11 protein-coding genes are annotated in these 14,541 nt (G+C 55.4%); 5 read left to right on the forward strand and 6 right to left on the reverse strand.

What is annotated here, in order from left to right; all coding sequences use genetic code 11:
* Positions 1 to 15 precede the first annotated feature (15 nt).
* Positions 16 to 2,604: a class I adenylate cyclase gene (locus L4174_RS16030; RefSeq protein ID WP_248144638.1), complete on the reverse strand. Its 2,589-nt coding sequence runs from the start codon at positions 2,602 to 2,604 to the stop codon at positions 16 to 18.
* A 389-nt stretch (positions 2,605 to 2,993) separates the two neighbouring features.
* On the opposite strand from L4174_RS16030, the gene hemC reads away from it, so the two are divergent.
* From hemC to L4174_RS16050, 4 genes are read left to right on the forward strand one after another with little or no spacing between them, the layout of a single operon-like run.
* Entirely contained in the window at positions 2,994 to 3,929 is a 936-nt protein-coding gene (gene hemC, locus L4174_RS16035; protein WP_248144637.1) for a hydroxymethylbilane synthase, read from the forward strand.
* Positions 3,926 to 4,678 (forward strand): uroporphyrinogen-III synthase, encoded by a 753-nt coding sequence (locus L4174_RS16040; RefSeq protein WP_248144636.1) that lies wholly within the window; start codon positions 3,926 to 3,928, stop codon positions 4,676 to 4,678. The genes hemC and L4174_RS16040 overlap by 4 nt, the downstream gene beginning before the upstream one ends.
* Positions 4,679 to 4,682: 4 nt before the next feature.
* A complete protein-coding gene (gene hemX / locus L4174_RS16045; RefSeq protein WP_248144635.1) occupies positions 4,683 to 5,852 on the forward strand; it encodes a uroporphyrinogen-III C-methyltransferase in 1,170 nt (389 codons plus the stop codon).
* Positions 5,849 to 7,036: a heme biosynthesis HemY N-terminal domain-containing protein gene (locus L4174_RS16050; protein ID WP_248144634.1), complete on the forward strand. Its 1,188-nt coding sequence runs from the start codon at positions 5,849 to 5,851 to the stop codon at positions 7,034 to 7,036. The genes hemX and L4174_RS16050 overlap by 4 nt, the downstream gene beginning before the upstream one ends.
* 374 nt (positions 7,037 to 7,410) lie before the next feature.
* Here L4174_RS16050 and L4174_RS16055 read toward each other — a convergent pair whose 3' ends face one another.
* The 3 genes from L4174_RS16055 to L4174_RS16065 all read right to left on the reverse strand — a co-directional run bounded on the left by L4174_RS16055 (position 7,411) and on the right by L4174_RS16065 (position 11,921).
* Positions 7,411 to 7,839, reverse strand: a complete 429-nt coding sequence (locus L4174_RS16055; protein ID WP_248144633.1) for a hypothetical protein — start codon at positions 7,837 to 7,839, stop codon at positions 7,411 to 7,413.
* 40 nt (positions 7,840 to 7,879) lie between these two features.
* On the reverse strand, positions 7,880 to 8,650 hold the full coding sequence (locus L4174_RS16060) for a class I SAM-dependent methyltransferase (protein WP_248144632.1): 771 nt from the start codon (positions 8,648 to 8,650) through the stop codon (positions 7,880 to 7,882).
* A 133-nt stretch (positions 8,651 to 8,783) separates the two neighbouring features.
* Complete coding sequence (locus L4174_RS16065; protein WP_248144631.1) at positions 8,784 to 11,921, reverse strand: bifunctional diguanylate cyclase/phosphodiesterase; 3,138 nt, start codon at positions 11,919 to 11,921, stop codon at positions 8,784 to 8,786.
* Positions 11,922 to 12,036: 115 nt separating this feature from the next.
* Between L4174_RS16065 and asnC the strand changes: the two genes are divergently transcribed.
* Entirely contained in the window at positions 12,037 to 12,498 is a 462-nt protein-coding gene (asnC, locus tag L4174_RS16070) for a transcriptional regulator AsnC (protein WP_036750916.1), read from the forward strand.
* Between the two features lie 92 nt (positions 12,499 to 12,590).
* Here the strand turns inward: asnC and hemB are convergent, their stop codons facing one another.
* Together hemB and L4174_RS16080 are read right to left on the reverse strand one after the other, a co-directional pair.
* Entirely contained in the window at positions 12,591 to 13,637 is a 1,047-nt protein-coding gene (gene hemB / locus L4174_RS16075; protein WP_248144630.1) for a porphobilinogen synthase, read from the reverse strand.
* 90 nt (positions 13,638 to 13,727) lie between these two features.
* On the reverse strand, positions 13,728 to 14,516 hold the full coding sequence (locus L4174_RS16080) for a TatD family hydrolase (RefSeq protein ID WP_248144629.1): 789 nt from the start codon (positions 14,514 to 14,516) through the stop codon (positions 13,728 to 13,730).
* Between the last annotated feature and the right edge of the window lie 25 nt (positions 14,517 to 14,541).

A 14,541-nucleotide genomic window follows, 5' to 3' on the forward strand; every position in this document is an offset into this window, starting at 1 on the left:
TCGATAGAGAGGAGTTCAGGAAAGACTCAGATGACCGCCCTTGCCGGAATCCGGTTCCGACAAGCCGTTTTCACTATCCGCCGCCATCCGGCGCTCAGCCTGATACCCGCTTTTATACGGCAGGACCTGACATTCACCTTCAGCGCTGTACACGATATGGTAAAACTGCGGCAGGTTGAAGTTGATGAAGTTCGAGCTGTAGCTGAACCTGTCATGCGCCGAGGTATAAAAACGGTTTACCCCGTGCACCATCTCATCCATGTTGCCACTGCACTGGCGGTACACTTCAATGCGGTTGGTTTCATCGAGAATGTAGATATTGAATCCGTCATTCTCACAGTCTTCAAAGAAAAACTGGATCAGCCCTTCGCTGGCATAGGCATCCACGATTGACGGCGGATGAGGTTCATCCATTTTCCCCATTACCACACTGGCGGAACCCATCAGCTTGTTACTGGAAATACAGCGATAAAAATCGACGGAGTTTTCCAGTTTCTGCACGGATACCCCGCGGCGCTCGAAGAACAGACCATGGGTCTGACTGCCGATACGGATTGCTTTAAAGCGGCGCTGTTTTTCCTGCTGCTCGACCGGCATCAGACGCATCTCAATGCATTCCGCCACCAGCTGATACACCAGATTCCGGATCATCCCGCGCATATGCTTGCTGTAACAGAACACATCCACCGACTCCGGCGGGATCGCGTCCTGGTGCATTTTGCTGAGAATCGTCTTCAGGGCATCCATCATGGCATTTTCGCCTTTGAAGTTCAGCGTCCGCACTTCATTCCAGGAGTTCCGGTACACCAGATCGACACTGCCCACCAGACAGGCCTGCTCAGGACCAAAGCTGAAAATATCGGTATTTTTGAAGTCAAACTTCACGGCCCGGCTTTTCAGTTCCTCGGTCGGATCCTGCTCCAGGTTGATAAATATTCCCAACTGACGGATCTCACACGGACTGGACAACGCGCTCAGGCTGGGCTTGGGACGGCGAATCGAGAAGGTGTTTCGGATATCGCTCACCAGCTGATACAGCTTATCGATATCCATCGCCGAATCACGGACCACAGCATGAAGATTTGTCGTCTCGGTCAGCAGTCCGTTGAAATAAGCCCAGGACACCAGTTTGCTCAGGTAACGGTTATGCTCCAGCGATGGCTGGCCCAGAATGGCAAACGGATCCAGCGGCTGCTTGTAGAGATACCAGCCTGCTGTGTTGGTGCGCCCGGCCGGGACCTGAATAAAGGTCAGATCGCCTTCGTGGAGATCCGGAGAAATCTGCGGATTGAGCAGAGTCACCTTACCCGGCAGCACCTCAAAAGCCGCATACAGTTTCCGGGCCAGAATACTGATATCTTCCGGACTGATTGACGAGGTAATGTCGTTGCGGCGGGCAAACAAAATCAGGTTCCGGTAGCTGAGCATCAGGGCATCGAGCAGCTCGTTGTGCGCCCGTTTCACCAGCTCAACTTTCCAGTTCCGGCGATTATCCAGTTCCGCCAGAACTTCCTGTGACCATTGCCATTCAGAAGACAGTTCAGCCAGCACTTCACGACGCCAGGCCACGGAGCCCGCGCCGGGCTCACGGGTCAGCTTTTCGTGCGTTTTGAGATAAAAACAGCGACGGACCAGATCCAGCCGGCGGTGATCGTGAATCCGCTCCAGATAGCGGGTCACCTTTTCCAGCATCAGATAATAAGCATCCATCGCATAGTGTGAGGAGTGCTCCGAGAAGAAGCGGCGTTTTCCGTCAACACTCAGCAGTTGCGTGTGCGGGTATTCGCAGGAGTAAGCCTCCAGCAGAATCGCCTTCAGCACCGACTTATACGGCGAATCGATGCTCTTATACAGATGCCACAGGCTGGAACCGAAATACTCTTCCGCGGGAATGCGGGTCAGGCCACCAAAATCGATCCATTCGTCACGATTGATGTAGCCGCTGCTGGCAAGGTAGTCGACGTAATCGTCATAGCATTCTTCCATCTCCGGCGGGACCAGGTACCACAGGAAACGCTGTCCGGCGAGATGGACGGCAGAACGGTAAAATTCGTCCAGCAACAGCAGATGCTGACTGGAGCCGCAGTTATCCCCGCTCAGGGCATCGGAACAGTTATCGCGGAAACGGTTATCATCGATCAGGAAAAAGTTGGCCTCAACCCCCTGAATCATCGCCCAGTCGGACACCGCCTTGCATTTGGCGATCAGCGCTTCGCGCTCCTCCACCGGCATCCGGGTACGAATGCAGACCCAGATATCCAGATCGCTGGTCAGACTCTGCCCCAGTGACGCCGTGCTGCCCATGGCATACAGGCCCAGAATATCGCCGTCTGCGGCTTCCTGAGCACCAAAAGACGAAAGATCGAAACCGAATTGCTCACGGATCAGGGAAATCTGAAGAGAAGAAGGAACAAAAGAGGCAATGCCCTGCGGCACCTCGGCATCCTGGAAGCCAGGCAAAGCGGGATGGTTCACATGCAATAGCACAGGCAACAGACTGAAGACCTGCTCCGACTGTGCATTCATGGCCAGCCGGGCACGCTCGACCCGACGCTGGTTATGTGTATCCAGCCTGCCAATTAACGTATGAATATAATTTTGCAAATTACTCTTCCAAGAGCTACCAGCATCCAGCGCGGCCCGAATCTTGTCATCGATAGGGCAGTCTGTGAGCCATCTGTGAGCAAAAACGTGATCAATCTAACAGTTTTTGGGCAATCCGTAAAGTCAGTAAGGTTGATTCAGATGATGGTCAGGCGCTGGCTGTGCAAGTCCGTTCAATATCACCACAAAATAGTACAATGAATAAAAATCGCCAGCGCCCCCGAGTTTGGAATGCAGATCACACACCGGAATGTGAAGCATATCACAGTTGCGATATCACAGAACCAGACAAAAGCGCTTCACCGCACTGGTCACAACATCTACATTACCTTACCCGTGCCGGAGTGGTACGATTAGTGTATTTAAAGCAATTAGATGGACTCCATTGTATGACTGAGAAGCCTATCCGGATCGCCACCCGCAAAAGTCCGCTCGCCCTCTGGCAGGCAGAATATGTCAAAGCGGCGTTGGAACAAGCCCACCCAGGGATCACCGTTGAACTGGTGCCTATGGTCACCAAAGGTGACATCATTCTGGATACCCCGCTGGCCAAAGTGGGCGGCAAAGGCTTGTTTGTCAAAGAACTGGAGCAAGCCATGCTGGAAGACCGGGCCGACATTGCCGTCCACTCCATGAAGGACGTTCCGGTCGAATTCCCGGAAGGACTGGGGCTGGTCACCATCTGTGAGCGCGAAGACCCGCGCGATGCCTTTGTTTCCAACCAGTACGCCCACGTAGACGAACTACCTCAGGGCGCTGTGGTCGGCACCTCCAGCCTGCGCCGTCAGTGCCAGCTTCTGGCCCGGCGCCCGGATCTGCAGATCAAAACCCTGCGCGGTAACGTCGCCACCCGCCTGCGCAAACTGGATGAAGGCGAATACGACGCCATCGTTCTGGCCTGTGCCGGGCTCAAACGCCTGAAGCTGGAAGACCGCATTCGCTGTGCGCTGGAGCCGGAAGTCAGCCTGCCTGCCGTCGGACAAGGTGCAGTCGGGATTGAATGCCGTCTGGCCGACACCCGGATCCGGAACCTGCTGGCCGTCCTGAGCGACGAATCCACAACAGCCCGGGTCCTGTGTGAACGCGCCATGAATAACCGTCTGGAAGGCGGCTGTCAGGTGCCGATCGGCAGCTACGCCGAACTACAGGGCGATCAAATCTGGCTGCGGGCGCTGGTGGGAGAACCCGACGGCACCCACATCGTTGCAGGAGAAATCCGCGGCCCGATCGCCGATGCCGAGCGTCTGGGAACTCAGCTGGCAGAAGAACTTCTGTCACGCGGCGCCCGGGAAATTCTGACCCGACTGTACGACGACGCCGAATGACAGTCCTGATCACCCGCCCAGCCCCGCAAGGCGACGCACTGGCACAAGCTCTGGCACATCAGGGAATCGCATCTCTGGTACAGCCGCTGCTGACCATTGCTCCCGGTGCAGGACTCCCCGGGCTGGGTGATCAGCTCCGGACGTTGCAAGAAGGAGACTGTCTGATTGCTGTCAGTAGCCATGCAGTCAAAATGGCTCATACTTATCTGACAGAACAAGGCATTAGCTGGCCGCGGCAGCCCCATTATCTGGCTGTCGGCCGGCAAACGGCCGATGTACTGGCCCAAGCCTGCGGTCAGGCTGTCACGGCGCCGCCGCGAGAAGACAGTGAGGGCTTGCTGGCACTCCCTGAACTCGCACAGCCAGCCGGGCACCGGGTTCTGATTCTGCGAGGCAACGGAGGCCGTGAACTGATTTTTGATACGCTGGTCGAACGACAGGCCAGGGTATCTTACTGTGAAACCTATGCGCGACACTGGCTGGCACTGGACGGAGACTTACTGTTCCGCCAATGGCAACAGCAGGACGTGGATACCCTGGTCGTCACCAGCGGCCAGCAACTGGATTTTCTGTACCGGTTGATGCCAGCACAGGCCCGGCCATGGCTATGCCAGTGCCGGTTGCTGGTTCCCAGTGAGCGTATAGCAAAGGAAGCCAAGGACATCGGCTTTCGCTGTATAACCATGGTAGGCAGTGCCAGTAATGACGCATTGCTTACTACCCTAAGCACAACTGGCACAACGGGATAAACGGATGACTGAGAAGAAGACCAATAACGATCACCCTACGGCAGGCAACCAGTCTGATGCCGCAGCGACCGCCAAGGACAACCCCAAAAACGCCGACAACCAGCCCAAAGCGTCAGGTCGACCAGCCCAAGAGCCGACCCAACGCGCCCCGGCCAAATCCGGCAGTAAGACCGGCCTGGTCGCCATTGCCCTCGTCATTTTGCTGGGCGGCGGACTCTATTACCACGGTCACCAGCAGAATCTGGCCCAACAGGCACAACTGGCCGCACTGACCGGTCAGCTCAGCGAGATGAAAAACGCCCTGTCACAAAGCGAGCAGTCCGTCAAAGCTGCCGTGCAGACCAGCCTGGACACAGCGGAGACCAGACTGGGTCAGCAGGAAAACGATATTCAGGGATTACAGCGCGCACTGACTGAAGTTCAGGGACGCCGCCCGAACGACTGGTTGCTGGCCGAGGCCGATTATCTGACCCGGATGGCCGGCCGAAAACTCTGGCTGGAGCACGACGTTGCCAGTGCCACTTTATTGCTGGAGTCTGCCGATAACCGCATCGCACAGCTCAATGATCCGAGCCTGACCGAACTGCGGACAGCCCTGAGTGATGACATTACCATGCTCAAATCCATCGCCCGGATTGACCGTGACGGTCTGGTGCTTCGCCTGACCAGCCTGCAAAATCAGATCGAGAGCCTGCCGCTGGCCAACGCCATTGTGCCGGAATCCCTGGATCAGCCCCAGACTGACAGCGTCAGTGAGTCCATTTCGGACTGGAAAACCAACCTGATGACCTCACTGAAACAGTTCAGTGAGCACTTCGTCACGTACCGCAAGCGGGATGGCAACGTGATACCGCTGCTGTCGCCGGAGCAGGATTTCTACCTGCAGGAAAATATCAGATCCAAACTCGAAACCGCCATCAAAGCCGTTTACCGGGAACAGGGTGAGCTCTATACGACCTCACTGACCATGGCGAAAGACTGGGCCAGCCAGTTCTATAAAACAGACGATGCCAAAACCCAGAGTTTCATCCAGGCCCTGAACGAGCTGGCAGAGCAGAAGATTCAGGTCAGCTACCCCAAGACACTGAAATCACGGTCTGAGCTGTCAGATATCATCAGCAAGCGCATTCGCCAGCAGGTCGCCCCAATCCACGGTGAGGAGAATCCGGCATGATTAAACTTTTGCTGCTGGTGGTTGCCTTGATCGCCGGCTTGATTTTTGGCCCGATGCTGGCCGGCAATCAGGGCTATGTCCTGATTTCTGCCGCCAATCAGACCCTGGAAATGAGCCTGACCACGTTAATCCTGCTGGTCGTTGTGCTGTTCGGTCTCTTCTTCCTGCTGGAAAATCTGGTTAAATGGCTGCTGTCTCTGAGCAGCGTTACCCGGGGCTGGTTCTCCGGCCGCCAAAGCCGGAAAGCCCGCCAGCTGACTTCCAGCGGACTGGTCAAAGTCCTGGAAGGAGACTGGAAACAGGCTGAAAAGCTGGTGGTCAAATCCGCCAGTCACAGTGACACCCCGCTGCTGAACTACCTGGCCGCTGCCGAAGCCGCTCAGGGACAGGGGCAACTGCACCAGCGCGACGAATACCTGCGTCAGGCTTCTGAGCTGGACAGCGAGAGCCTGGCTGTCGCCCTCACCCGTGCCCGCCTGCAATGCCGTCAGCATCAGTATGAAGAAGCCGTGGCGACGCTGCAGGATATGAAAAGCGCCCATCCGCGTAACCCCTTGCTGCTGGAACTGCTGAAGCAGTGTTACCTCGAGCTGGAAGACTGGCCGGCCTTACTCGGTCTCATTCAGCCGTTGAAAAAATACAGCACGCTGAGCGATGAACAGGCCGACAAACTGCAGGAAAAAGCGGAATGCGGCCTGATGGCACAAATCGCCCAGCACAGTGGCAGCGACGGTCTGATGGGTCACTGGAACAGCCTGAACCGCAAAGCCAGACAAAACCCGGTGCTGGTTGCCTGCTTTGTTCGGGAAATGTGTGCCCGGAATGCCGACAGTGAAGCCTATACCGTCCTTCGCGAAGCGCTGCGCAAGAAGATTGAGCCGCAACTGATCAGTCTGATGCCGACTCTCAAGCTGACAGACTATCATCCCGCGATTGTCACACTGCAGGATCTGCTCCGCTATGACAGCGGCAATGCGACGACGCACAGTGCCCTGGGCCAGCTGTATCTTCGTGAAGGGAAATACCCGGAAGCCCGGACGCATCTGGAAAAAGCCATTGAGCTGCACCCGACCGTGGTCGATTACAGTTATCTGGTAGAAACGCTGGAGAAACTGAACGACAAAGCCGCCGCCCACCGCCTGTCCCGGGAAGGTCTGGCACTGGCTCTGCCGTCGAAAATTTAACCGCTCAAACACATCTGTTGCAAAATGTAAAAAGCGCCATTTTTGGCGCTTTTTTGTCCCATACGGAAAAACAATCTCAGAATTTCATCCGCTTTTGTATCCATCTGTTAATAGCCATTTCAGCTTATATATTTGCTATTGATGGAATGAATTAAAAAATATTCAATGTGGCCTCTTTGAGCACTCACAGATGGAAATACGGTTATGCTCCCTTGGTTAATTGTTTCCGGCATTGTTGTTGCAGTCATTACCTGCCTGCTGACAGCGGTACTGATTAAAGAATCCTGAGATTCATCAATCCCCCTCAATACAAAAGCCTCCGGAGCGGAGGCTTTTCTTTTTTCAAATTCACACGTTTCAAATCTATACGATTTTCAGGCGCTGGCCTTGTATATCAGCTTGTCAAACTGCCGCTGAGCCAGCTCAGCTTTCTTCTGATATTTATCAGCCTTCTTCCGCTTTTTCTCGCTTTTCTTTTCATACTGACGCTTTTTCTTGGCCAGTTTTCGTAATTTTTTATCCAGCTTTCGGGCTTTCACGGACATCAGCAACTGAGCTGATAAATTCAGTACGGCACCGGATTCCAGCGGCTCCCCAACCGCAGGAGCCGTCAGGGCTGGTGTAACCGGCAGAGACTGAACGGATGACTCAGGCAGACGCATCGGCTTACACAGCGCCCCTTTCCCGTTGGCAGCCCGGGCACAACTGCGACACAGATAGCGGGGCTGATTCACCAGCTCACCAATCGCCTCTGCTTTGGCACTGATTTCCGTGCGCCGGAATTTACATAGTGACTTAGACATGACTTCTCTCCACTCTGCCGCCATCTCGTCTGACAAGGTTTTACTTCATGGCCGCTTTTATATAGACATCAAAGCGGTTCTTCTTGGTGCTGATCACCGTCGAAGGTGTCTGCTCATCCAGCCAGGGCGCATAATCCGGACGCTTGACGACCACCCGTTTTGCCGCGAGCGCCAGTGCCGGAGACAGCAACAGATCGGCATCCGTATCAGCCCCGACCAGACTCTGAAACACCCGCATCTCTTTTTTCACCAGCGCCGACTTTTTCTTATGCGGAAACATCGGATCCAGATAAACCACATCCGGCGCCATATAGTCCGGATCCGCAATCAGATTAGTCAGTGCATCCTGACTGGTCGCATGCAGCAGACTCAGCCGTTCACTGACCCAGCCGCCAATTTCGGCATCAGCTTGAGCCCGACGCAATCCGTCCTCAAGCAGTGCTGCCACCACAGGGTGCCGCTCAATCATCTGAACCCGGCAGCCCAGCGAGGCCAGTACAAAGGCATCGCGACCCAGCCCGGCCGTGGCATCCAGTACCGTTGGGGTCACACCACTTTTCAGACCGACGGCCTTCGCAATAGCCTGTCCTCGTCCACCCCCGAATTTGCGCCGGTGGGCCGCTGCCCCGCCGGCAAGATCCACATAAACGGCACCCAGCTTGGGTTCATCCCGTTTCAGCAGCTCCAGCCGTTCTTCGGTCAGGTGCAGCGTAAACTGAGCCTCAGGATCATGCTCCAGCCCCCAGCGGGCAGCCAGTTCCGTCAGCTCAGACTGACGCTCGGATTGGTCACAAAGTAAGGTGATGCGCACGGGTGTCTCCGCAAAAGGTCGCCTGACCGGACAGGCAGATTTCAATATCGGCTACGGATTATAGCAACCGGGGCAGGCAAATGGTTCACTTTTTCATGCACCCAGCGAACAGCGGTGATGTCTCGCGGCAGGCTTACAATATCGCCTCGGTGGCCTGATTCAGACGGTGTACCAGTTGCGGCAGCGGCATTGGTTTGCCGAAGAGGTAGCCCTGACCATAGTCCACACCCAGCTGTTCCAGACGAACCAGAATCGCTTCGTTTTCGACAAATTCTGCCACAGTCTGCTTGCCCATTTTCTTGGCCAGATCATTGATGGCCGTCACCATGGCTAGGTCCACCTCGTCATCGGCGATATCGCGCACGAACATGCCGTCAATTTTGATTAAATCCACCGGCAGACGCTTGAGGTAACCAAAAGAAGACAGCCCGGCACCGAAATCATCCAGGGAGATCAGACATCCCAGTGATTTCAGCTGAGTAAACAGCTCGATGGCTTCACTCATGTTGCCGATTGCGGCCGTTTCGGTAATTTCCAGGCACAACTTGCTGGGCGGGACCGTTGAATGGCCGATCCTGGTCAGCAGGAAGTCCACAAAGTCCGGATTCCCCATCGACTGTCCCGACAGATTGATGGAACACAACTGAAGCGGTGCCACCGCTTCCGGATGAGCCTCCAGCCAGTCGAGGGCGGCACTGACCACATAGCGGTCAATCAAATGGGCCAAATTGTAACGTTCAGCCGCCGGCATAAAGAGACCCGGCGGGATCATGGCCCCGTCACTGCTCCGCATCCGGAGCAGAATTTCATAGTGATGGCCCGGCATCGGATGAGCCAGCGGCGCGATCGTCTGCGCATAGAGCTCAAAGCGCCGCTCATCCAGCGCCCGCCGGATATGATTCACATAAGCCATTTCCCGCTCCCGCCGCTGCAGCTCTTCATCATCCGGACGGTAAAGGTGGAGACGGTTTCGCCCTTCGTCTTTTGCGGCATAACAGGCAGTATCGGCCTGAGCATGCACCTGCTGGGTAGATCCCGCGGTGTTATCAATCAGGCGGATACCAATCGAAGCACTGAGGCTGAAACGGGTGTTCTGCCAGTAAAACTCGCTCTCTTCCAGCAACTGGAGAATTTCGGCCCCCAGCCGCAACGCCCCCTCAACCTCGCAATGACTGAGGATAATGGCAAATTCATCCCCGCCCAGCCGGGCCAGCGACGCTTTATGCGGCATGATCCCACGCAGCAGCCAGGCCACCTGTTTTAATGCCTCATCCCCCGCTTCATGGCCTGCCGTATCATTAATCACCTTAAACTGGTCCAGATCGATATACAGCATGGCATGACGGGCACTTTTCTCTCTGGCTTCGGCCAGAGAAGATTCAAGCAGACGCTCAAAGTAGCTGCGGTTGAACAGGCTGGTCAGGTAGTCATGGTTGGCCTGATATTCCAGTTTGGCTTCCAGCTCACGGGTACTGGTAATGTCCTCTCCCACCAGCAGCAACTGATGCTGAGACAGTGAAGAGCGGATCGTCTCACGAATCCATACTGCCTTGCCGCTGGCACAGGTATAGCGCAGCTGGCGACGCCAGACACTCTGCTCTTCCTTCCCTGGATGGGTTGAAATAAAGTGCTGCGGAATTTCGGCATCATCCAGATAGAAGTCGGTCACTTTATGGCCCAGCATTTCGCGCTTACTGTAGCCCAGCAGCTCAGTCGCAAACTGGTTCACTGACTGAACCCGTCCATGCTGATTGATAGCCAGCAGGATCACCGGCTGCTGTTCGTAGAGCAGCCGGTAGCTGATCTCCCGTTCACGCAGTTTTTCTTCCATATGATGCCTGGCCGTCACATCCCGGGCTTCCAGCAGCAGCTGACCTTCTTCCTTCTCGGTTTGCGGCAGCGGCTTGATCGAGATATCCAGAATACGGATCCCGTCCTCACTGCTGTTAATTCCGGTTTCAAAGCGAACCAGCTGACTGTGGCTGGCCGACAGAAACGACTGCTTTAACTGCTCTGTGCCGGAGCGCTCCCAGCAGCCCCACTCCCAGAAGGGACAGTCATATTTAATCACTGAACGCCCGAGCAAATCCTGCAGTGCGAGATTGGCCGACTTCAGCTGGCCGCGATGGGTCAGAATCGCGATATACTGGAAACTCTGATCAAAGACGCCTTCAAACAGGGTCCGGCTCTGATTGAGCTTGCGCTCGCTGCGGCGTAAGCGGCGAATAATGACAATTAACAACAAGATCACCGACAGCAGCACTGCCAGCACCGCCGTGATCAGCCTGACCTGTCCGGCATACCGGTCAAACCAGCTGGGCGGACGATTTACCAGGAGCACTGCTTCCGGATCCACTTTCACTTTCCAGCGTTTCAGCGCCGGATAATTCAGCATCGCCTGATGCGGGCTGCTCAGAAACGCCGGAAAATCTGCCACTGTTCCATTGAGCACCTGCCTGAGCAGCTGACCCAGCATCAGCCCCTGATCATACCCGCGGCTGACCACACCGCCCAGCGCATCACTGTCGAGCAGAAAACGGTAGGAGACATAAACCGGCGCGTTTGCCCTTCGGGTCAGGGTATGCATGATCTCACGGCTGGGCATGAAAATACCCTGGCCATCCACATAGTAGCTAAGGAAAACAATGGCTGAATCCGGCGGCAGCTGACTGACGGTATCGAACAGTTCCCCGAAGGTATGCGGGTTGAGGTAGGTATACGGGATATCCGGATGCTGAATCAGATATTCCTGAGCATCCTGCCAGAGTTCACGTCCGGTGGCGGTGTTATCGGTAATGAAATAAAAGCGCGAGACATCCGGCTGGACGCTCTGTGCCAGGCGAATATTGGCTGACACATCGTTCGCTTCGAGGATACCGGCCACATGGGACAGGTTGGCGTGTTTCTCGGGCTTATATTTGTTAATTCCGGAGATCAGGACCGGGGTCTCGCCTATATCTGCCGCCAACTGGTTTGCCAGCCACAACGCATTGTCGTCCGTCACCACAATGGCATCGAATTTCTCGCTGCTCAGTTTCGCCTGATACAAATCGACCAGCTGATCCAGATACCAGGGCGACTGATACCGCATGCTGTCCATGTAATCCACCTGGAGCTGGATATCCGTTGAACGCAATGCGGCACTCAGACCATCCTGCTGGGCATCGGTCCAGCGCATCCCCTGATGATACGAATGGATCACCAGCACATTCGCCTCAGCCATCACCAGCCTGGGCAGGCACAATGCCAGCAACAAGAGAACTAAGCGCATGAAGAGAAAGTGATATCCTTTGGTAATGTCGCGATTGTTCTTCAATCCTAAACCGTGCGTCACAGTGCAAGCCAGTATATGATGCAGTAGTTGCGAACTACCACGGAAAGATGCCATGACCCCGCTACCCCGTCTGGATGACTTAGATCGGGATATTCTGAATGCCCTGATGCATGATGCCCGGATCCCTTATGCCGAAATGGCAAAGCGCTTTCATGTCAGCCCGGCCACCGTCCATGTCCGTGTTGAAAAAATGCGCGCTGCAAACATCATTACTGGAACTGAGGTGATTATCAACCCTAAGCTTCTGGGATATGACGTCTGTTGTTTTATTGGTATCAATCTGAACGCCGCCCGGGATTATCACTCCGCACTGGCTAAGCTGAACGAGCTGGATGAAGTGGTTGAAGCCTACTACACCACCGGGGCCTACAATATCTTCGTCAAACTGATGTGCCGCTCGATTGAAGAACTCCAGTATGTACTGATCGACAAACTCCAGGCCATTGATGAAGTTCAGTCAACGGAAACCCTGATCTCGCTCCAAAATCCGATCAACCGTAACGTCAAACCCTGAGCAACGGCAAACGCCGGGACGCGATACTGCCTTCAGCAACCACAAACAAAAAAGCGAGCCCTCAGGCTCGCTTTTCACAACAGGTCAGGCTGTTAACGATTTTCGTTCAGTGTGGCCTGACGCTCCGCCGCTTCTTCAGCCAGCCACTCGGCCACAGACTTGGCAAAGTAAGTCAGAATGCCGTCTGCACCAGCGCGCTTGAAGCACAGCAGAGATTCCATCACGGTCTCTTTTTCTTTCAGCCAGCCATTCTGGATCGCTGCCATATGCATGGCGTACTCACCTGAGACCTGATAGGCAAAGGTTGGTACCTGCAGCTCGGTTTTCACCCGGCGGACTACATCCAGATACGGCATACCCGGCTTGACCATCACCATGTCGGCACCTTCCTGTACATCCATCGCCACTTCATGCAATGCTTCGTCACTGTTGGCCGGATCCATCTGGTAAGTCTTCTTGTCGCCGCCTTTCAGATTGGCCGCCGAACCGACTGCATCCCGGAACGGACCGTAATAGTTAGACGCATACTTGGCTGAATACGCCATAATCTGGGTATGAATGTAACCCGCTTCTTCCAGCGCTTCGCGGATTGCACCAATGCGGCCATCCATCATATCGGAAGGCGCCACAATGTCGGCGCCTGCTTCGGCGTGAGACAGTGCCTGCTTGACCAGCACTTCAGTGGTTTCATCATTCAGGACGTATCCGTCTTCATCAATGATGCCGTCCTGACCATGAGTCGTGAACGGGTCCAGCGCCACGTCAGTGATCACGCCCATCTGCGGCACGTGCTCTTTCAGCAGACGCACCGCACGCTGCACCAGACCTTCCGGGTTGTAGGCTTCTGCCGCGCAGACACTCTTGAAGTCCTGTGACACAACAGGGAACAGGGCAATCGCCGGAACACCCAGCTTTGCCAGATACTCCGCTTCCAACAGCATCAGATCGATGGACAGACGCTCTACCCCCGGCATGGACTCCACCGGCTCGCGGCGGTTTTTCCCCAGCAGGATAAACATGGGATAGATCAGGTCGTTGACTGACACCTGGTTTTCAGCCGTCAGACGGCGGGTAAAGTCTTGCTTGCGCACACGACGCATACGACGGGCCGGAAATGCCCCCTGAATAGATACAGACACTGCTCACTCCTTGTTGGTTGTGCGGCGAAATTCTGCTGAAAGGCGCCGCAATCAGTCACAGTAGCGCTCATCTTACCACTGAACAGTCAGTTACGCTGGTTCGATCTGAAAAAATGCCCGGGTTGTGGAAAAAACCGCCGAGCTGAATTCTGCCGCCGGCTGGTTGCGGCAGGCCGCCACCGTCGCTGCAATATGCGGCAGATAAGCCGGTTCATTACGACTTGATTTCGGTTTCGGCCGCAGATCACGCGGCAGCAGATACGGGCAGTCTGTCTCTACCATCAGACGATGGTCCGGAATATGGCGGACAATCTCCCGCAGCTCGGTCCCCCGGCGTTCGTCACAAATCCAGCCGGTCACCCCGATGTGCAGATCCAGGTCCAGACAGTCTTTCAGTTCCTGCTCCGTCCCGGTAAAACAATGCAGCACCGCAGCCGGGAGCTTGTCGCGCCAGGGGTTGAGAATTGCCAAAAAGCGATCATGCGCATCCCGGCAGTGCATAAAGACCGGCTTTTTCAGCTCAGCCGCCAGCGCCAGCTGGGCTTCGAACACCGCCTCCTGCTGCGGCCGAGGCGAGAAATCACGATTGAAATCCAGCCCGCATTCCCCAATCGCCACCACCGCCGGATCAGCCGCCAGCATCCGGATAACCGGCATCGACAAATCGGTCACCGACTTGGCATCATGCGGGTGCACACCCGCAGTGCTGAAGCAATAGCCCGGCCAGCGATGCGCCATCGCCAGAGCCTCGCGGCTCTCATCCTCACTGGTACCGGTGAGGATCAAGGCTTGGACCCCGGCTTCGCGCGAGCGGGCGATCACGGCATCCCGGTCTTTATCAAAACGGCTGTTGGTCAGGTTGACACCTATATCTATCATCACTGTGCTGTCCACTGGAAATTTG

The sequence above is a fragment of the Photobacterium sp. CCB-ST2H9 genome, assembly GCF_023151555.2.
Lineage (GTDB): Bacteria > Pseudomonadota > Gammaproteobacteria > Enterobacterales > Vibrionaceae > Photobacterium.